At 58.4% G+C, this 19,991-nt stretch carries 17 protein-coding genes and 1 pseudogene; 14 read left to right on the forward strand and 4 right to left on the reverse strand.

Translation table 11 applies throughout. The features are described 5' to 3' along the window. Positions 1-469 precede the first annotated feature (469 nt). Both JZX87_RS18815 and JZX87_RS18820 read left to right on the forward strand, forming a co-directional pair. Positions 470-1,498 carry a four-carbon acid sugar kinase family protein gene (locus tag JZX87_RS18815; protein WP_206827270.1) on the forward strand — a complete coding sequence of 343 codons (1,029 nt, stop codon included), beginning with the start codon at positions 470-472 and terminating at the stop codon, positions 1,496-1,498. A gap of 2 nt (positions 1,499-1,500) precedes the next feature. Further along, positions 1,501-2,205, forward strand: a complete 705-nt coding sequence (locus JZX87_RS18820) for a FadR/GntR family transcriptional regulator (RefSeq protein ID WP_148144756.1) — start codon at positions 1,501-1,503, stop codon at positions 2,203-2,205. A 107-nt stretch (positions 2,206-2,312) separates the two neighbouring features. Here JZX87_RS18820 and JZX87_RS18825 read toward each other — a convergent pair whose 3' ends face one another. From JZX87_RS18825 to JZX87_RS18835, 3 genes are read right to left on the reverse strand one after another with little or no spacing between them, the layout of a single operon-like run. Beyond that, a complete protein-coding gene (locus tag JZX87_RS18825; RefSeq protein ID WP_206827272.1) occupies positions 2,313-3,434 on the reverse strand; it encodes an iron-containing alcohol dehydrogenase in 1,122 nt (373 codons plus the stop codon). Next, entirely contained in the window at positions 3,431-4,390 is a 960-nt protein-coding gene (gene pdxA, locus JZX87_RS18830; RefSeq protein ID WP_206827273.1) for a 4-hydroxythreonine-4-phosphate dehydrogenase PdxA, read from the reverse strand. Before pdxA ends, JZX87_RS18825 begins: the two co-directional genes overlap by 4 nt. 2 nt (positions 4,391-4,392) lie before the next feature. Continuing rightward, positions 4,393-5,595, reverse strand: coding sequence for a sialidase family protein (locus JZX87_RS18835; protein ID WP_206827275.1), 1,203 nt, complete (start codon positions 5,593-5,595; stop codon positions 4,393-4,395). A gap of 348 nt (positions 5,596-5,943) precedes the next feature. Here JZX87_RS18835 and JZX87_RS18840 point away from each other — a divergent pair, with 348 nt between their 5' ends. The 7 genes from JZX87_RS18840 to JZX87_RS18870 all read left to right on the forward strand — a co-directional run bounded on the left by JZX87_RS18840 (position 5,944) and on the right by JZX87_RS18870 (position 14,389). Continuing rightward, the gene (locus JZX87_RS18840; protein ID WP_148144631.1) at positions 5,944-7,461 is read left to right on the forward strand and encodes an ABC transporter substrate-binding protein; all 1,518 of its coding nucleotides are present in this window, start codon (positions 5,944-5,946) and stop codon (positions 7,459-7,461) included. An 85-nt stretch (positions 7,462-7,546) separates the two neighbouring features. Continuing rightward, positions 7,547-8,461, forward strand: coding sequence for an ABC transporter permease (locus tag JZX87_RS18845; protein WP_183825023.1), 915 nt, complete (start codon positions 7,547-7,549; stop codon positions 8,459-8,461). 14 nt (positions 8,462-8,475) lie between these two features. Continuing rightward, positions 8,476-9,408 carry an ABC transporter permease gene (locus tag JZX87_RS18850; RefSeq protein WP_206827277.1) on the forward strand — a complete coding sequence of 311 codons (933 nt, stop codon included), beginning with the start codon at positions 8,476-8,478 and terminating at the stop codon, positions 9,406-9,408. Further along, positions 9,401-11,020: an ABC transporter ATP-binding protein gene (locus tag JZX87_RS18855; RefSeq protein ID WP_206827279.1), complete on the forward strand. Its 1,620-nt coding sequence runs from the start codon at positions 9,401-9,403 to the stop codon at positions 11,018-11,020. The genes JZX87_RS18850 and JZX87_RS18855 overlap by 8 nt, the downstream gene beginning before the upstream one ends. Positions 11,021-11,044: 24 nt before the next feature. Further along, positions 11,045-11,926: a dihydrodipicolinate synthase family protein gene (locus tag JZX87_RS18860; RefSeq protein ID WP_206827281.1), complete on the forward strand. Its 882-nt coding sequence runs from the start codon at positions 11,045-11,047 to the stop codon at positions 11,924-11,926. Positions 11,927-12,282: 356 nt separating this feature from the next. Continuing rightward, the gene (locus JZX87_RS18865) at positions 12,283-13,038 is read left to right on the forward strand and encodes a fumarylacetoacetate hydrolase family protein (RefSeq protein ID WP_206827319.1); all 756 of its coding nucleotides are present in this window, start codon (positions 12,283-12,285) and stop codon (positions 13,036-13,038) included. Positions 13,039-13,240: 202 nt separating this feature from the next. After that, the gene (locus tag JZX87_RS18870; RefSeq protein ID WP_206827282.1) at positions 13,241-14,389 is read left to right on the forward strand and encodes an iron-containing alcohol dehydrogenase; all 1,149 of its coding nucleotides are present in this window, start codon (positions 13,241-13,243) and stop codon (positions 14,387-14,389) included. 108 nt (positions 14,390-14,497) lie between these two features. Here JZX87_RS18870 and JZX87_RS18875 read toward each other — a convergent pair whose 3' ends face one another. Further along, entirely contained in the window at positions 14,498-15,340 is an 843-nt protein-coding gene (locus tag JZX87_RS18875) for a helix-turn-helix domain-containing protein (RefSeq protein WP_206827284.1), read from the reverse strand. A 234-nt stretch (positions 15,341-15,574) separates the two neighbouring features. On the opposite strand from JZX87_RS18875, the gene rhaB reads away from it, so the two are divergent. The 5 genes and pseudogenes from rhaB to JZX87_RS31360 all read left to right on the forward strand — a co-directional run. Next, positions 15,575-17,050 carry a rhamnulokinase gene (gene rhaB, locus JZX87_RS18880; RefSeq protein ID WP_206827286.1) on the forward strand — a complete coding sequence of 492 codons (1,476 nt, stop codon included), beginning with the start codon at positions 15,575-15,577 and terminating at the stop codon, positions 17,048-17,050. Beyond that, on the forward strand, positions 17,050-18,321 hold the full coding sequence (locus JZX87_RS18885; protein WP_206827288.1) for an L-rhamnose isomerase: 1,272 nt from the start codon (positions 17,050-17,052) through the stop codon (positions 18,319-18,321). Before rhaB ends, JZX87_RS18885 begins: the two co-directional genes overlap by 1 nt. Beyond that, positions 18,318-19,172 carry a rhamnulose-1-phosphate aldolase gene (gene rhaD, locus JZX87_RS18890; RefSeq protein WP_286194888.1) on the forward strand — a complete coding sequence of 285 codons (855 nt, stop codon included), beginning with the start codon at positions 18,318-18,320 and terminating at the stop codon, positions 19,170-19,172. The genes JZX87_RS18885 and rhaD overlap by 4 nt, the downstream gene beginning before the upstream one ends. A gap of 12 nt (positions 19,173-19,184) precedes the next feature. Then, the gene (gene rhaM, locus JZX87_RS18895; protein WP_286194889.1) at positions 19,185-19,517 is read left to right on the forward strand and encodes an L-rhamnose mutarotase; all 333 of its coding nucleotides are present in this window, start codon (positions 19,185-19,187) and stop codon (positions 19,515-19,517) included. 181 nt (positions 19,518-19,698) lie between these two features. Then, a pseudogene (locus tag JZX87_RS31360) lies at positions 19,699-19,785 on the forward strand (triose-phosphate isomerase); the annotation flags it as partial. Positions 19,786-19,991: the final 206 nt, after the last annotated feature.

Below are 19,991 nucleotides of genomic sequence, written 5' to 3' on the forward strand. Positions count from 1 at the left end.
GCATAAAATCGCGTTTCGACCGAGAGCCTCGCCCCACGTCATGGTTGGCGGCCTCGGTTGGAGCGGTAGAAGAAAATCATGGCAGTCCAAAGCTATTTCCGTATAGCGAAGAGCGGGCTTGTGACTGGCAGTCGAGATTTCACCGAGTGCCAGTACGCCACCGCATCGATAAAATACCGCATCCCTGCCATTCGGAAAATGTCCGTCAAGTTCCAGAAGGGCTGAGCGATTGCTGCTGCCCTTGTTTTCTTTGCAATTGATCAAAACGGCGAAATTGCTGTCGATTCGATAGCTGGCCTTGTTGATGGCTGCGAGGTTTCTCTCCGATCGCAGGCCTGGCAGAGTAGGCTTTACGTCCTCTCGCTTTGTCAGAAGAGGTGATCTCATTTGTAATTTAGTTCTATATTATTGTTGACATATAAGCGTTTTTTTATGGTATAAAGATTACAACATAAGTGGGCGGAGACATATGTTAGCCATTCTCGCGGACGATTTGACAGGTGCGCTCGACTCTGCAGCCCCTTTTGCCGGGCGTGGTCTTCGTACGGAAGTCGCGCTCGACCGGGATGCAATCTCTGGTGTCGCTGGGGACCGCCCAGACGTTTTGTCGATCAATCTTAATACGCGGGAAATTGATTCAGATAAGGCTCGTGCTGTAACGACTGCGGTCATTGCTCTGCTGCCGAAGGGGACGAAACTTTTCAAGAAGGTCGACTCCCGCCTGAAGGGCAATATTGTCGCCGAGTTGGATGCTACCCCCTTCAAGAAAGCTCTCGTCGTGCCGGCGATCCCGGAATTTGACCGTATCGTGGAGGATGGGCGCGTCTCCGGTTTCGGCATAGAGACACCGATCGTGATTGCCGATCGGCTGGGCGCCCATGCTGCCTGCGCCCGCATTCCGAATACCCGCACGCCGGCCGATATGGATGCCATTCTGGCTGAGGCGCAGAGCGACGGCACGGACCTGTTGGTCGGAGCTCGTGGCCTTGCCGAAGCGCTTGCTCGACGCATGACCGCCGGAGCCGAGGCACGTGCGGCAGCCATTCCCTCCGGCCGGATTGCTTTCGTTATCGGCTCGCGCGATCCGATAACGCTTAGGCAGATAGAAATTCTGCGCCATGAACACAGGTTGAATTATCTGCCTGCGCCCAACGGTCATCTCGACGCGGCAACCGATACCGGATCTGACTTGACGCTGGTTCAGGCAACGCCGGGTACCGACGATGTAAACCCTCAGCTTGTCTCAGAAGCTCTGGCGGACGGTCTGAAGCGGAATTTCGCCGATTACGAAGGCATACTGCTTCTCTCTGGTGGCGCGACTGCGGAAGCCGTGCTGCGCAGGTTCGGTCTTTCGCGGATGCGCCTGCATGGTGAATGTATGCCGGGCCTGGGTATTGCTTCAGCCGAGGGGCGCTGCATTATCGCCAAATCGGGTGGTTTCGGTCAGCCCGATACGTTGAAACAGATTGCAGATACTGTCCTGCAGAAAGCAGGTTGATGATGGGATTGGAAACAGGAACAGCTCGCAAAGGTCTCGCTGACGTCGTTTTCGAGCGTATGCTGCGTGCGATCAAGTCCGGTGCCTACAAGCCGGATGAGCGTCTGCCGACGGAACATGATCTCGCCGCCGAATTCGAGGTTTCCCGCCCGGTTATCCGCGAGGCATTGAAGCGCTTGCGCGACCAGAGCCTGATCTATTCTCGCCGCGGGGCGGGTAGTTTTGTCCGCTCGATGGGTCTGAGAAACCCGCTCGGTTTTGGCCAGTTGGAAAATGTCGCTGACCTTCTGAATTGTTACGAATTCCGCCTGACGCTGGAGCCGGCTGCAGCAGCTGCCGCCGCCACGCGGCATGATGCCGAAAGCCTGAAGGCGATCCGCCAGGCGCTGGAACTGCTGCGTGACGCGACAAACCGCCAGTCACATCGCGAAGACGCAGATTTTCAGTTCCATCTCGCAATCGCCCGCGCCGCCCAGAACAATTATTTCTCCACCGCCATGGAAGCGTTGAAGGACCATATTGCCGTCGGAATGAAGTTCCATGGCGCCTCGATCAAGCGGGAGGCTTCTGGCTTGTCCCGCGTGTTTGGCGAGCATGAGGCTATCGCCACTGCGATTGCCAGCCGTGACGAGAATGAAGCGCGGCGGCTGATGCTTGAACATTTGAAGGGCTCGCGCGAGCGGCTTTTCCAGTCATCTCATAAGTAGGGTGGGAGAGAGCGAAAATAGCTCTCTCAAGTCTATACCGCAGCGATATCAGACAAAAAAGGTGGCGCGAGCTATCGCGCCACCTCTCCTCCTCCAGAGGCCTGTGATCAGAAGCTGGCCCTGTAGATCCCTAGAATGTCGTTAACACTCATATCGACCGGGTTATTGTCCATCAGTCGGCGAATGGCGTGGGCGTCCGCGGCAAAGCGGGGCAAATCAGCTTCGGCGGCACCGTGTTTGGCGAGAGACATCTGGATGCCAAGATCAGCGCAGAAGCCATGTGCCGCACTGCTCAGGTCGGCCTGTGAAAGGTTCTTGCCGAGGCCGAGTGCCTCAGCAACTTCTGCCGTCTTGTCCCTCATGACCGGTTGGTTGAAGGCGAGGACGTGCGGAAACACGATGGCGTTGGCGAGCCCATGCGGCAGATGCAAAAGCGTCCCGAGCGGATAGGCAATGGCATGACCTGCCGCCGTGTTGACCGGGCCAAGGCAAATGCCGCCGTAATAGGACGCGAGCATCAGCCCTTCGCGGGCTTCTCGGTCCGATCCATCCTTGACCGCACGTGCCAGGAATTTGCCGACAAGATGAAAGCCCATACGGGCAAAACCGTCGATCATCGGATGGGCGCGTCTGTTGGTGAATGCCTCGACGCAATGCGCCATGGCATCGACGCCGGTTGCGGCTGTTACGGCCGGCGGCACCGAATAGGTCAGTTCCGGGTCTAGGACCGCCAGATCGGCGATCAGATGCGGGCTCTCGACCGCGATCTTGCTGCCCTTGACCGGGTCGGTAATCAGCGAGCGGATACCGGCTTCCGAACCGGTGCCGGCTGTCGTTGCCACCTGCGCCAGCCGGGTCTTGCGGCCGGTAACCTTGTTAGGCCCGGCAACGTCGGCAAGCGCCTGTTCGCCGTCCCACAGGGCTGCCACCAGCTTGGCGACATCCATGACCGAACCGCCGCCGAGACCGACAACGAGATCCGGTTTTGCTGCCCGCGCTGCAGCAAGCGCTGCATCGAGCGTCGCAATTTCAGGCTCGCCCGGAATGGCATCGAACACGGATATTTTGCCCGGCAGTTTAAGGCGATCGACAAAGCCGACAGTGATCGGCGTCGCGATCACCAGCGTCGAGGATACGTCACCGGCCCATGGCCCAACTTCGCCGATCGTGCCGGCGCCTACAAGAAGTCTTTTCGGCTGATGCAGGGTGATAACGGGAGCGCTGCTCATGCCTGTTCTCCTTTGCCGCCGTTCACCAATTTGCGGGCATAGGCTATGGCCGAGAGCATGTTGCCGTGGTTGGCAATGCCCTTGCCGGCAATGTCGAAGGCCGTTCCGTGATCGACCGAAGTACGGTCAATCGGCAAATCGACGGAGACATTCACGGCAGTATCAAAGGCAACAAGCTTGATCGGGATATGACCCTGGTCGTGATATTGCGCGACCACGAGATCGAATGCGCCGGAATAGGCACGGTGGAATACAGTGTCGGCAGAAATCGGACCATAGGCATCAATGCCTTCGGCACGCGCTGCTGCAACGGCCGGTGTTATCTGGTCATCGTCTTCAGTGCCGAAAAGGCCGTTTTCGCCGCAATGCGGATTGATGCCGGCAATCGCGATGCGGGGAGCGGCATAGCCGGTGCGCTTCAGGTGGTCATTGCCGGCCTTGATCGTTGCCAGTACCCGTTCGGTCGTGGCGCGGCGGATGGCTTCCTGTAGCGAGACGTGCGTGGAAACGTGGATGACCTTCAGCTTTTCCGATGCCAGCAGCATATAGGCCGCCGCTGATTTGGTCAGGCTTCGCAGCATGCCCGTATGGCCATCGTAATGGTGGCCGGCAAGGTTGAGTGCTTCCTTGTTGATGGGGGCTGTAACGACGCAGCCGATCACTCCGGCTTCCGCATCTCGCACCGCTTTTTCGATGAAACGGAAAGCTGCGTCGCCGGCGACCGGCGACAGCGTGCCCCATGGAAGCGGCGCACCTTCGATAGGGAGGTCAACGACATAAGGTTTGAGATCGATATCGACATTCAGTGCCTCACGGGCCGCTTCCAGCGTTGGCAGGTTGCCGTAGATGCGGGTGGCGGCGCGGTCCGCATCGTCCATTTCGGCCAGCGCCCGCACCGTGATTTCCGGTCCGACGCCGCAGGGGTCACCCATGGTGATGCCGATGATATTGCTCATGATTATTCTCCCACTTCTGCACTCGAACTGGCATTGGCCCAGCCCGGAGCCAGACGAACATATTTGATGGCGCGCCTGTAATAGGTGTAGGCGATGTGGAGGCTGCCGTCTGGTCCTTCCAGCAGCCACGGATAGGACATTTCCTTGTTGTGGCCGTCGATTGAATTGTTCGACATGCAGGTGCCAGGACCATTTTCAATCACGATCCGCTGTGAAAAACTTCTGGCACCATCAGCCGAAATGCAGACGGAAACCGGAGCGCGTGGCACGCCCCAGATGGGCACGCAGCCGCCATCCGGGTTGGCATCCGGCCGGTCGTCTTCTTCGCCCAACTCATCGTAAAGCGACGCGCGGCGATCTGCAGACATTTCCGCATTGGTCGGGTTGCAGATCATTGCGATCCGGCCGTCTTGCAGGCGGATCGCTGCAATTGAAGAGTTGTTGTTTGGCACATCGGTTGCCTGCGGCGCGGACCAAGTGCGGCCGCCGTCCCCACTTTCCGTGCGATAGACGGAATCGGCCTGGCGGCGGCGGAATACTGCCGCCAGTTTATTCTCGCCGATCAAGACAGGGCTCATATGCACGCAGCCTGTCGACTGGTCGATATCCTCCAGTCGCCATGTCTTCCCGCCATCTTCAGAGATGCCGACAGCGGCACGGTCATGGCTGCCATTCCACTTTTGGCCTGGACGCTGGATGCAGCGGAAGATCGGCAAAAGCCACGCGCCATCATCGCGTACCACCAGAGGAGCGCGAACGAAACAGCCGCGCGGCAGATCGAGATATTGTCCCTCGCTTGCCATCAGCTTGGTCGGGTCGGAGGCATCGCGCGAAATCTCTGCCAGACGAATCCGGCATTCGTCCTGATTGCCGGATGGCTGCGAGGTGTGAAACAGGATGAGCTTGCCATCAGGTGCGGCAAACAGAACCGGATTCTGTTCGGAATGATCTGGGTCGAAGCTCAGCCGCTGCGGCTCGCCCCATTGGTCGGAGCCTTCAGGCAGGACCGAAGCAAAGATCGAGATATCCGACTTCCCTTCTAGCGTGCCGCCAAACCAGGCGCAGATAAGTGCGCCTTCATCGGTCATGTGAAGGAAGGAAGCATGGTTCTGGATCATCGGAGAGGCCAACATGGCCTCATGTCGTCCATTTCCGGCAACGTTTACCGCGCCGTTCATGGCGGATGCAATCTCTTCAGGCGTCATCGGGGTCTCCTCTTGACCCTATGAAAATCACTCAAATAACAAAGTTGTCAAGTTTGAAAAAAAACGAAATTTGCCATTGATGACCCCATGTTGCGATACATCTATCTGAAATTAAATCGTTTTATGAAAGTTAAGTTTGTACAAATCGATAGTTCCGAATATTTAATTTGACAAACTTATCGAGAAATCCGATGGTCGGTGCCAGCTCGATCAAGGCGATCGTTAAGGACGGAGGCATCCCGACCGACGCACAGGGCTTCAGGAGGAGTGCCTTCAGCACGCGAACGCCAATGCGCCGCGAGATGAGCAGCAAACGGTGCGACATGCACCCCAGAGGGAGGAAATGACATGAAAACCTCGCATCTATTTGGAGCCGTTCTTGGCTCTGTCATGGCATTCGGTGCCGGCATTGCACCGGTTCATGCCGCGTCTACGGATATCAAGATCGTTCTCCCGGAAGAGGCAGACCTTCTCGAGCCGTGCATGGCGACCCGCTCAAATATTGGTCGCGTCATCATGGAAAACGTCAGCGAAACGCTGACCGAGCTCGATGTCCGCACCAAGAACGGTGTGATGCCTCGTCTGGCTGAAAAGTGGGAGCAAAATGCCGATGGAAGCTGGCGTTTCCATCTGCGCCAGGGCGTGAAATTTTCCGACGGCAAGGCTTTTGGCGCCAAGGATGTCAAATATAGCTTCGACCGCATTTTCAGCGACAAGAATGTCTGCGAATCCCGCCGCTATTTCGGTGGCATGAAGTTTGACGTGAAGGTCGTCGACGACAACACGATCGATTTCAAGGTTGATCCAGTCCAGCCGATCTTGCCGCTGCTCCTGTCGCTCGTCACCATAGTTCCGGAAGGCACGCCGCTAGAATTCGTTCGCGAGCCGATTGGCACCGGTCCTTACAAGCTGTCCAACTGGACGCCGGGTCAGCAGATCGTGCTTGATGCGCGTGACGATTACTGGGGCAAAAAGCCCGCCGTCACCAAGGCAACCTACGTCTTCCGCGCCGATCCTGCCGTCCGCGCCGCCATGGTTCAGGCCGGTGAAGCCGATCTCGCACCGTCGATCTCGCAGGTCGAAGCCACGAACGAGAAGACCGACTTCTCCTATCTCGACAGCGAAACGGTCTATCTGCGTATCGACGGAAACATCGCGCCGCTTAACGATGTCCGCGTCCGCAAGGCACTCAATCTGGCGATCGACCGTCAGGCGTTCCTTGGTACACTCGTGCCGCAGGATGCTGTTCTGGCAACAGCCCTTGTGCCGCCGACCACGCTCGGCTGGAACCCGGACGTCAAGGTTTTCCCGTATGATCCGGATCAGGCCAAGAAGCTGCTTGAAGAAGCCAAGGCTGCCGGCGTTCCGGTCGATACTCCGATCACAGTCGTCGCCCGTACGGCCAACTTCCCCAACGTGACGGAAATCATGGAAGCCGTGCAGGCGCAGCTGCAGGACGTTGGCTTCAAGATCGACCTGAAGTTTGTCGAAGTTGCCGAACATGAGGTCTATTACTCGAAGCCATTCAAAGAAGGCCGTGGCCCGATCATTGTCGCCGCCATGCACGACAACTCCAAGGGTGACCCGTCCTTCACCATGTTCTTCAAGTACGACTCGAAGGGTACCCAGTCCGGTTACGCCGACCCCAAGGTCGATGATCTCATCGCCCGCGCTTCGGCCGCCACCGGTGATGAGCGTGCAAAACTGTGGTCGCAGCTGATCGCCTATGTCCACGACGATCTTGTCGCCGACGTCCTGCTCTTCCACATGGTCGGTTATTCTCGCGTATCCGAACGTCTGGACTTCAAGCCCAGCATTGCCACCAACGGGATGCTGCAGCTCTCTGAAATCGGCTTCAAGAAGTAACTACCGCCAGGCGATTTGATCGCCCTATCGAAGCGAAGTGGGCGGCGAGGCGTTCGCCGTCCATTCCAGCAAGATCGAGGTCCCAATGCTCAGATTCATCCGCAAACGCGCCCTCGCCAGCCTTATCTCGCTGATCGGGCTGCTGGTCATGGTATTCTTTCTGTCCCGCCTGACCGGCGATCCGGCATCGCTCTTTCTTCCCGTTGAAGCGTCGGCCGAAATGAAGGCCGAATTCCGTGCCCTGCATGGGCTGGACCAGCCGCTTCTCGTGCAGTTTGGCCAATATGTCGGCGATGTCGTCACCGGTGATCTGGGGGAGAGCCTGCGCAAGGCCCGTCCCGCACTTGACGTCGTGCTCGAAGCCTTCACATGGACTCTGTGGCTTGCGGTCATCACCATGACGCTGGTCACAGTCTGCGCCATTGTCGTCGGTTCGCTCGCAGCCTTCCGCACCGGTGGCTTTTTCGATCGCTTTTCCTCGATGTTGTCGTTGATAGGCGCCTCCGTACCGGATTTTTGGCTGGCCATCGTCGCCATTGTTATCTTCGCCATCCAGCTTTCCTGGCTGCCGACCTCCGGTACCGGTACGCTCGCCCATTGGATCCTGCCAATCAGCGTTCTGTTCGTGCGTCCCTTCGGCATCATCGTTCAGGTGGTGCGCGGCTCGATGATTTCGGCCCTCTCCTCGGCTTACGTGAAGACGGCGCGCGCCAAGGGCGTCAAATCCGGCCCGATCATCTTCGTTCATGCACTGCGCAACGCCATGTTGCCGGTCATCACCGTTATCGGCGATCAGGCGGCAAGCCTCTTGAACGGGGCTGTCATCATCGAGACGATCTTCGGGTTCCCCGGCGTCGGCAAACTGATGATCGACAGCATTCTCCAGCGTGACTTTAACGTCGTGCTTGCGGCGATCCTCGTCACCGCTTTCGCCATCTTCCTCATGAACCTCGTGATCGACCTCGCTTACGCGCTTCTCGATCCGCGCATCCGCTACTGAGGATCGACATGACCATGGCCATTCAATCTACCCACACCCCAAAAGAAACAGTCGCGGAAGAACCAAGTGCCATTGTGCGTATGGCGCGCATGCTTTGGGCAGACAAGTTTGCCCTCTGTGCCGCAATCTTCCTCGTCTTCGTCATCGTCATGGCGATCATCGGCCCGACATGGCTCGATGAGCTTGCTACCAAACAAAACCTGCGTGGCCGTAACCTTGCGCCATTCATGTTCGACCGCGAATGGTATATGTGGCTCGGTGCCGATGCGCTTGGCCGCCCGCTCTGGCCGCGCATCATCGTCGCCACCCAGAACACCATGATGGTTGCTGCAGGTGCCGTTGTCATCTCGGCCATCGTCGGCACGCTGCTCGGGCTTATCGCCGGTTTTGCGTCGGAACGCGTCAGTCAGGTCATCATGCGTCTGGCAGACGTCATCATGTCCTTTCCGTCATTGCTGGTGGCTGTGATCGTTCTCTACATCCTCGGTTCGTCCATCCTCAACCTCATGCTGGTACTCGCGATCACCCGTATTCCTGTCTATCTGCGTACCACCCGCGCGGAAGTTCTGGAAATCCGCCAGCGTATGTTCGTGCAAGCCGCACGGGTCATGGGGGCGTCGTCCAACCGTATCCTCTTCCGCCATATCCTGCCGGTCGTCATCCCTACGCTGACGACGTTGATGACGCTCGATTTTGCCTATGTCATGCTGGCGGAAAGCGCGCTGTCCTTCCTCGGCATCGGTATCCAGCCGCCGGAAATCACCTGGGGCCTGATGATCTCTCAGGGCCGCCAGTACCTCACCAATGCCTGGTGGCTGTCCTTCTGGCCGGGTCTGGCGATCATCCTCACCACGCTCTCGCTCAACCTTCTGTCCAACTGGCTGCGTATCGCGCTCGACCCCGTGCAGCGCTGGCGCCTGGAAATGAAAGGACCGAAACATGGCTGATCATCTGCTCGAAGTCCGCAACCTCTCGGTCGACTTCCACACCGCATCAGGTGTCGTGCACGCCGTGCGCAACATCTCCTACCATCTCGATCGTGGCGAAACCCTCGCCATCCTCGGCGAGAGCGGTTCCGGCAAGTCGGTGTCGTCCTCGGCGATCATGAACCTGATCGACATGCCACCTGGCAAGATCTCCTCCGGGGAAATCCTGCTCGACGGCAAGGATCTCCTGACGATGAGTGGGGAGCAACGCCGCGAAGTCAATGGCCGCCGGATCGCCATGATCTTTCAGGATCCGCTCAGTCATCTCAATCCGGTCTACACGGTCGGATGGCAGATGCGCGAGGCGCTGAAAACCCACGGAATAGGCAATACGCAAGCCCAGGCCGAGGCGCTCCGCCTCTTCAAGCGCGTCGCCCTGCCTGATCCGGAACGCGCGCTCGACAAATATCCGCACGAGTTTTCCGGCGGCCAGCGCCAGCGCGTCATGATCGCCATGGCGCTTGCCCTCAAACCTGACCTTCTGATCGCCGACGAACCCACCACGGCTCTTGACGTCACGGTGCAGGCGGAAGTGCTGAACCTGCTGAAGGAACTCCAGCGCGAAACCGGCATGGGTGTGCTGATCATCACCCACGATCTTGGCGTTGTCTCCGAAGTCGCCGACCGCGTCGTCGTCATGGAAAAGGGCCAGCTGGTCGAAAGCGGCACGGTGCGCGAGGTCTATCACAATCCGCAGCACGCCTATACGAAAAAGCTGATCGCCGCCGCTCCCGGCAAGGGCGAAATGCATGAACCGGAAGCTTCCGGCGACGCCATCCTCAGCGTCAAGGACGCCCGCAAGTTTTACGGCGGCTTCGAAGCCCTGAAGGGCGTTTCCTTTGATCTCAAGGCTGGCGAGACCGTTGCTGTCGTCGGCGAAAGCGGCTCGGGAAAATCCACGCTCGCCCGTATCCTGCTGCGTCTCGAAGAAGCGGATGGCGGGACTGCAAAATGGAAGGGCAAAGACCTTTTCACCATGTCGCCGGGTGATCTGTTCAAGCTGCGCCGCGATCTGCAGATGGTGTTTCAGGACCCAACCCAGTCGCTGAACCCGCGCATGACCGTCTACCAGCTGATTTCCGAGGCCTGGGTCATCCATCCGGAAATTTTGCCCAAGGCGAAATGGCGCGAGCGTGTCGCCGAGCTGCTTGGTCAGGTCGGCCTTTCTTCCGAACATATGGGCCGTTATCCGCATCAGTTCTCCGGCGGCCAGCGCCAGCGTATCGCCATTGCCCGCGCGCTTGCGCTTGAACCGCAACTGATCGTCTGCGACGAGGCCGTCTCGGCGCTCGACGTTTCGGTTCAGGCACAGGTGATCGCGCTTCTCGACAAGCTGCGCAAGGAAATGGGCATCGCCTTTATCTTCATCGCCCACGACTTGCCGCTGGTGCGCGATTTCGCCGATTATGTGATGGTCATGCAGAAGGGCGAAGTGGTCGAATTCGGCACTGTCGCCCAGGTCTTCGACAACCCGCAAAAGCCCTACACGCAGGCCCTTCTCGCCGCCAGCCTCGATCCGGACCCGGACGTGCAGGCGGCCAACCGCAATGCCCGGCTGGCAACCGCATCCTGATTTGATTGATTCTGGAGTAGAATGATGACCAAGAAAGCCTTCGTCGCGATCGTGACATGCTTCAACGATGACGAAACCATCAATTATGAAGCTACGCGCGCACAGGTGCGCCGTCAGGTGGCGGCCGGCAACAACATCATGTGCGCCGGCACCAATGGCGATTTCTCCGCGCTGACCCACGGCGAGAAGATCAAGCTGCTCGAGGAAGTGGTCGATGAAGTCGGCGGCAAGGTCGACGTCATCGTCAATGCCGGCATGCCCGCCACGTTCGAAACTCTGCAACTGGCCAAGGAATTCGACCGTATCGGCGTCACCGGCATCGCTGTCATCACGCCCTTCTTCATCGCTTGCACGCAGGACGGCCTGATCCGCCACTTCTCCACCGTCGCTGATGCCGTCAAAACGCCGGTCTATCTCTACGATATCCCGGCTCGCACGCAGAATCACATCGAGCCGGAAACCGCCCGCAAGCTTGCAGCCCACGGCAACATCGCCGGTATCAAGGATAGTGGCGGCGCACAGGAAACGCTGGCCGCCTATCTGCAGGTTTCCAAGGACGTTGAAGGGTTCGAAGTTTATTCCGGCCCTGACCATCTGGTCCTGTGGTCGTTGCAGAACGGCGCAGCCGGCTGCATTTCAGGCCTGGGCAATGCCATGCCGGACGTTCTCGCCGGCATCGTCGGCGGCTTCAACTCCGGCAATGTCGAGGAAGCCCAACGCCAGCAGGAAATCTACACTGCCTTCCGTACCGATCTTTACGCCCACGGTTTCCCGCCTGCCATGGTCAAGCGTGCGCTCTATCTTCAGGACGCTTCCGTTGGTGCCAGCCGTCAGCCAGCACTTCTCCCCAACGCTGAGCAGGACGCCAAGATCGGCGAGACACTGAAGAAGTTCGGCCTGCTCTAGGGGAGGCAATTATGTCTATTGCTGTCGCTACGACGTCGCCCGGTCGGGCGGCATCGCCGGTTGCCGCAACTGCTTGAGGAAACCGGCTGGGAAATCATCCGCTGCACCGATACAGTGCTACCAGATGGCGGCTTGCCTCGGCATATGGGAAGTCGATTTCCTGGCTGTTAGGCGGGTATCGGTCAACTCGGCGACGTTTATATGTCGGCATGATAGATTCATTGCTGCCGCATGCCGAACGTCTTGGCCTTGAGCTTCAGAAACCTTTGTAACAACGGCATATCGGAACAGTAGGGTGATACCCGACACGCCAAATCAAAACCTGAGCAATTCGGAGATGATAAATGAACGATAGTCTGTCGACGGTTTTCGATGTTCAGGCGCTCGCCGACAGCTTGTATGCGTTACGCGAAGCTTGCCGATCGCAAGCGACCGCCGAATTTTCTTTGCCTCAGAACCTGGCGATGGCGATGCAGGCCCAGCAGGCACTTGCCGCAAAGGAAGGCGTACCGGGTAACGCCTGGAAGGTGGCGATGTCCCCTGACAAACATGCCGTCGTGGCGCCGCTGCACCCTTACGTCGAAACCTCGCGCGATGCGGAATTGCCCTATCTTCCCGGCATGAAGTTCGAGGTGGAGATCGCCGTCCGCCTCGGCCGATCCCTTCCGATCAAAAGTGATCTCTATTCCCGTGAAGAGATCTATGATGCGGTTTCAGAGGCTTATCTCGGAGCGGAACTATTATCATCTGCCATAAAAGAGGGCGGAACGTTGTCTTTCCCGCTTTTCGTGGCAGATCGCATAGGAAATCGCGGATACGTGCTAGGCCCGGCTGTCCCTAAAACCCTCGTTGATACGGTGGGTGAGGCTGAGCTAATCGTCACTCAGGGAGGCAACCCGATCTATAAAGGACCGGTAAAGCATCCGGTTGGCGATGTTCTTGCGTGGCTGGTCGCCTATGCGAACGACAGTGCCCGTCCCGCAAACTCGCTGAAGGCCGGTGCGATCATCACGACCGGTGCTCTTTCCGGCGCAATGCTGTTGCCGGGATCCGGCAAGGTCGAAGTTCTGCTATCCAAGGTGCATGCGTTAAACGTAGTGCTCATGGCATAAACTCTCCGACTGTTCGACGCTGCCGCGCTCTCCTGCCATGTTCCGACCTCTAATTTCCGGCCATGCAGGCTGCAACAATGTCCAAGGCACAAAGGCTTCCTCGTTCGGCCTTCGCTAAACTCCCGGTCACCAAGGAGATTATCAGCAGGAGCGCTGCCGTCCATAGAAGCGGCAGCCTCCCGATCAGGAGGAAAAGAACGAGATGGCATTTCGACTGTGTTTCCCAAAAATCAACATCAGCGGTGCCGGCAGTCTGGCCGAAGTTCCCGGTGAGCTTGCTGCTCGCGGCTTGAAGCGGCCGGTCATTATCACCGACGCGACGCTGGTGAAGTTCGGACTTGTCGCACCACTTCTGGAAGGCTTGAAAGAAAAGGGTATCGAGGCTTTCGTTTACGATGGCGTCGTTCCCAACCCGACCGTTCCGGTCGTCGAGGCTGCCTACAAGGTGTTTGTCGACAACAAGTGCGACGCGATCATCGGTGTCGGCGGCGGCAGCCCGATCGACACGGCCAAGGCCGTGCGCATCCTCTCGGCCAATCCCGGCCCGATCACGCTTTATGAAGGTGTCGGCAAGGTCGCCAAGGCAGGCGCATTCCTGGCTGCCGTCAACACGACTGCGGGAACTGCCGCTGAAGTCACCTCCAACACGGTCATCACCGATCCGGTCGCTCAGGTGAAGATGGTCATCATCGACGCCAACATCATCCCGGATATTTCGGTCAACGATTCCGCCATGATGACCGGTATCCCGGCTGCAACGACAGCTGCAACCGGCATGGATGCTCTGACCCATGCAATCGAAGCCTATGTCGCCAAGGGCGCGCATGTGCTGACCAATTATGCAGCGCTCGAAGCGATCCGCCTGATCGCGGCCTATCTGCCGCGCGCAGTCAAGGATGGCAAGGATCTGGAGGCACGCGAGATGATGGCCTATGGCCAGTTCATTGCCGGTCTCGCCTTCAACAGCGCCGGTCTCGGGCTCGTCCATGCCATGGCGCACCAGCCGGGCGCAGTGAAAGATCTTCCGCATGGCGTCTGCAACGCAATCCTGATGCCGCTGGTCGAGGAGTTCAACCGTCCTTACGCCGTCGAACGGTTTGCACGCATCGCCGAAGCAATGGGTGTCGATATCAAGGGATTGAGCATTGAGGATGCCTCCAAGGCCGCGATCAAGGCGATCCGCGATCTGTCGGAAACGGTCGGCATTCCCAGCGGCTTTGCCGAACTTGGCGTAACCGAGGACGACTTCCCGCTCTGGGTCCAGAAGGCACAGAAGGATCCTTGCGCACCGGGCAACCCGGTCGCGGCCACGGATGCGGATATTCTGGACCTCTACAAGAAAGCTCTGTGATTACGCGCGGAAGCGCGATTTGCGAATAGACACGAAAGGCCCGCTCATAAGGCGGGCCTTTCGGCGTTCCGGCCGCAACGCCGGCCGCCTCATGCCCCTTGTTCGGGTTCAGGCGTGGTTGTGACGCGGCATGCGACGATATTCGCTCGGCGCCATGCCGGTCATCTTGCTAAAACTGTAGGAAAAATAGTTGCTGTCGTTGAAGCCGCAGGAAAAGGCGATGTCGGTGACGCTGTCATTGGTCGCGCGCAATGCCCGCATGGCTTTGCTCAGTCTGAGCTTGACGAGATAGTTGTGCGGCGTCGTGGCCGTCGCCTCGCGAAACAGCCGGCTGAAGCTGCGCGAGGAATAGCCGAAGCGCTGAGCGACACTTTCGAGGTCGATATCTTCGGTGCAATTGTGCCTGAGATAGTTGAGCACATGTCCGAGGCGTGCCGAATTCGGCAGGCCGCGTGCGTCCGTGGCGAATTGAGAGCGCGACAGGATGATCGAGAGCTGGTTGAACAGCGCCTCCGACATCGCGTCCGAAAGCGGATCTGACCGGCGGGCCTCGTTCTCCAGCGCTTCGATCAGCGGCTTGACCTGCGCAAGTATATCCTCGGTAACCTGCCAGTGGCGCCTTGTGCCATCTTCCCCATCTGCCGAACGCCGCATGATGTCGAGAAAATCATAACGCCCGGAGGCCCTATCGGGCCGAAACAGGATGTTGGTCAGGTAGAGGTCGTCGACCTGCTCATAGGCGTGGTGGTCCTCTGCCTTGATGTAGAAAAGTTCTCCGCAAGTGATGAAGTGCGGTTCATCATTCAACATATGCCAGCCATTGCCGGAGAGAACGATCATGACCTCGTGAAAGTCATGGTCATGCAGAGGAAACGGTGTCTGCGGAGTTCTTTCCTCCACGATGACCGTTTGAGCGTCCGAGCGGAAAAATTCCTTGGCCAAAAGCTTCATCGAATCAAAACTTCATAATCGCGCACAACGGTACAGATAGCCCATTCGAAAACGCCGATCCGGATCTGCATCAATGCGGCGCTGCGACTTAATAATGCAGCCAGGCAGCTTGCCGCGAAAGCCCCGGTGTCATCTTCGAATAATGACACGTATCAGCAAATCTCATGTCTGCATCTTCAAGGCGCCGTGCCCATCAACAGGGCTAAGCTGCTGAAAACGAACAAGAGAACAAGCATGAAAGTGCCTGAGAAAATCGTTGCCGTCGATATCGGTGCCAGCAGTGGCCGTGTTATCCTGAGCGAAGTCAGGGATGGCATTTTGTCGCTGACGGAAATCCACCGGTTCGAAAACAACCTGTGTGGCGACGATGTATTTGCGCATCAATGCTGGGATCTCGATTTCCTTGAAGCCGAAATGCGAAAAGGGCTGGCGATTGCCCAGGAGCAGGGGGGGCTGGCGAGCGTCGGGGTCGATACCTGGGGCGTTGACTACGTATTGCTGGACGACAATCTGGAGCGCATCGGCCCCGCCGTGTCCTACCGGGATCATCGCACCGACGGCATGATGGAGACGGTCTTCGCTGAGATCTCGCGCGCCGAAATATACCACCGCACCGGCATCCAGTTCCTGCAATTCAACACGCTCTTTCAGCTAGCAGCCACCGTTCGTCAGCATCCCGAATGGTTGGCTCGCGCCCGCCACTTCCTGATGATCCCGGACTATCTGCATTTCCGCCTCTGCGGCGTGCTTTCCAACGAATACACCAACGTGACGACGACGCAGTTATTCAATCTGCATGAGAACGATTGGGATACTGATCTGCTCGAAGTCGCGGGATTGCCCAAGACGATGATGATGCATCCGGTCGAGGCAGGCACCATCATCGGCGAGATACCGGCCTTGCAGAGCGAGGCAGCCATCAAGGTCGTTGCCCCGGCCACCCATGATACGGGGTCCGCGGTTGCGGCCGCACCGTTGGAAACCGAGGATGAGGCCTTCATCAGTTCGGGCACATGGTCGCTGATGGGGATCGAGAGCAAGACGCCATTTGCCGATGCTGAGGCGCTGGCCGCAAATGTCTCGAACGAAGGCGGTGTCGAGCGGCGTTACCGCGTCCTCAAGAACATCATGGGTTTCTGGCTTATCCAGCGGGTCCGCAAGGAACTGGGATCACCGGATCACGGCGGGCTCGTGTCGGAAGCGCGTGACGGCACGCCCTGGCGAAGCCTGATCAATCCCCAGGAGGCGCGGTTCCTCAACCCGGATAACATGACGGCGGAAATCCAGGCGTTCTGCCGGGAGACGGGACAGCCCGTACCGGAGAGCGCCGGCGCCCTTTCGCGCTGCATCTTCGATAGCCTGGCCCTTTCCTATCGCCAGGTGAAAGAGAAGCTGGAAACCCTGCGCGGGCGTCCTGTCAATCGTATCCGTATCGTCGGTGGCGGCAGCCAGAACGACCTCGTCAACCAACTTTGCGCCGATGCTTGCGGCGTTCCGGTAACGGCCGGTCCGATCGAGACGACGGCGCTCGGAAATGTCTGCGTGCAGATGATCGCCCTCGGCCAGCTTTCCAACCTCGATGAAGCGCGCGCACTCGTGCGCCGTTCATTCCCTCTAACCGAATATCTTCCCCGCCAGCGTGTACCCCAAGCCGTCTGGGATCGTTTCCAGTCGTTTAGCGCGCTGCCTGCTCTAGAAGGACAAGATTGATGAGCCAATCACAGAAAGTCGAAGCCGCCTATACCATGGCGCGTGATGTCTTCGCCGCGACCGGGATCGATACCGAGGCGGCTCTCAACCGCCTCGACAGCATCCCGATCTCGATGCATTGCTGGCAGGGCGATGACGTTCGCGGCTTTGAAAACCCGGCGGGCGAACTTACCGGCGGTATTCAGGTCAGCGGCAACTATCCCGGTCGCGCAAGCACTCCGGGCGAATTGCGCGCCGATCTCGATTTCGCCATGGCACAGATCCCGGGCCAGAAGCGGCTCAATCTTCACGCCATCTATCTCGAAACCGACAAGCCGGTCTCGCGTGACGCGATCGAACCCCACCATTTCCACAACTGGGTCGAATGGGCCAAAAAAGCCGGCATTGGCCTGGATTTCAACCCGACCTGCTTTTCGCATCGCTTGAGCGAAGATGGGCTGACGCTCAGCCATCCCGACAAGGCGGTGCGCGATTTCTGGATCGCCCATTGCCAGGCAAGCCGCAAGGTCAGCGAATATTTCGGCAAGCAGCTCGGCACGCCATCGGTGATGAACATCTGGGTGCCGGATGGCATGAAAGATTTGCCTGCCGACCGGTTTGCACCGCGTGAGCGTCTCGCTCAGTCGCTGGATGCGATCATTGCCGAAAAGATCTCGCGCGAGTTCCACAAGGATGCCGTCGAGAGCAAGCTTTTCGGTATCGGAGCCGAAAGCTACACGGTCGGCTCCAGCGAGTTCTGCATGGGTTATGCCACGAGCCGCAAAACGCTGCTTTGCCTCGATGCCGGTCATTTTCATCCGACCGAAGTCATCTCCGACAAGCTGTCGTCGGTGCTGCAATTCGTCGATGAAGTTTTGCTCCACGTCTCTCGCCCGGTCCGCTGGGATAGCGACCATGTCGTGCTGTTTGATGATGAACTGCAGGCAATCGCCAACGAACTGATCCGGGGCGACGTACTTGGCAAGGTCAATATCGGCCTCGACTTCTTCGATGCCAGCATCAACCGCGTGGCGGCCTGGGTGATCGGCACGCGCAATACCCGCAAGGCGCTTCTGCGCGCTCTGCTTGAGCCGGCTTCCAGGCTGAAACAGGCGGAAAGCGAACGGGATTTCACGACACGATTGGCGATAATGGAAGAAGCCAAATCAATGCCGTGGTCTGCGGTTTGGGATTTCTATTGCCTCAGCAGAAACGTGCCGGTCGGCATCGCCTGGCTGGACGAGGTTAAAAATTATGAACGCAACGTGCTGAGCAAACGAAAGGCCGCATGATCATGACACTGCATACTGCAAATTCCTGGTTCGTAACCGCCATGGTCAAGGCGACCTCGGACATGTGGCTGAAGGGGTGGGACGAGCGCAATGGCGGCAATGTCAGCCTACGCTTGCTGCCGGAGGACGTTGCTCCCTATCTGGCGCAGTGGCCTGCAAACCGTAGCGCTCCGATCAGCGATCCGCTGCCGGAACTGGCCGGCCAGTACTACATCGTTACCGGAACCGGAAAATATTTCCGCAACGTTCAGCTCGATCCGGCAGCCAATATGGGTGTCGTTCAGGTGGCACCTGACGGAACCTCGGTGAAAATCCTCTGGGGCTTCACCGATGGCGGCGCGCCGACCTCCGAGCTTGCCTCCCATCTGAAGTCCCACGGCGTTCGCCAGAAGGTCAGCAATGGTCGCGATCGTGTCATCATGCATTGCCATGCGACCAATCTCCTGGCGCTGACCTATGTGCTGGATCTCGATCCGGCCAACGTGACCCGCGCCCTATGGGAGAGCAGCACCGAATGCCTCGTCGTCTTCCCGCAGGGGGTCGGCACCATGGGCTGGCTGGTTCCCGGTACCGATACGATCGGTGATGCGACCGCCAAGGAGATGGCCAATCACACACTGGTCATGTGGCCCTTCCACGGTATTTTCGGCACGGGCGATACGCTCGACGAAGCCTTTGGCCTGATCGATACCGCCGAAAAGGCAGCCGAAGTTCTCGTCAAGGTCGTCTCCATGGGCGGTGCCCGCCAGACGATTACGACCGCCAACCTCGTCGATCTCGCTGCGCGCTTCGGCGTCGAGCCGATGGCGGAAGCCATGGCCGTCGAAACCTGGCGACTTGCCGGAAAATAAGGGAGTAAAGCCATGGTCGCAGTGGAAACGAAGATCCGGAAGGCATTTGTCATGCAGGTCTTTGCCGACAAGCATGAGGAATATAAACGTCGCCATGACGAGATCTGGCCGAAGCTTGCCGAGACGCTGAAGGACCATGGCGCATCCTCTTACGCCATCTATCTCGACGAGGCGCGTAGCCTGCTTTTCGCCTCTGTCGAGATCGTGTCGGAAAAGCGCTGGGCGGCTGTCGCCGACACCGCGATTTGCAAGGAATGGTGGGCATTCATGACTGAAGTGATGCCCAGCAATCCCGATAACAGCCCTGTTTCGCAGGAATTGAAGGAAGTTTTCTACCTGCCCTGATCAGCCAAAATGTGCCGACGAGAACATGTCTCGCGACGGTGAGCTGGAATCCGGAAATAAACGGTGCGACGGGGTTGGATGCAGCGATGTCACACATTTTCGTTGTGGCATCGCTGAACTGAAGACAGAGAATAACGAAATGCGGGCCAGCGGAAGCCGGGTTCGCGGGGAGAGATATGTCATGGGACCGGTGCCGAAGCCGCTTATTGCCGGGAACTGGAAGATGAATGGCATGCGCGGTAGTCTTGCGCAGATCAAGGAGATTGCAGCCAGCAACATGCTTGCTTCAGGCAAGTTCGATGCGCTGATTGATCGTGTCCCATGGAATGGTGTAGCTCGGTTGATCATCGAGCTTTCCGGCCAAGGCCGGGAATGGGTCAACTTGCGGCTGGCAAGTTGATAAGCTGATCATCGCTCATTGTGGCGATGGTTTCCAGCGTCATGTAGCGCGAGCGCTGAACAGCCCACTCGTCA

This window comes from Agrobacterium sp. Ap1 (assembly GCF_017313375.1).
Lineage (GTDB): Bacteria > Pseudomonadota > Alphaproteobacteria > Rhizobiales > Rhizobiaceae > Neorhizobium > Neorhizobium cellulosilyticum.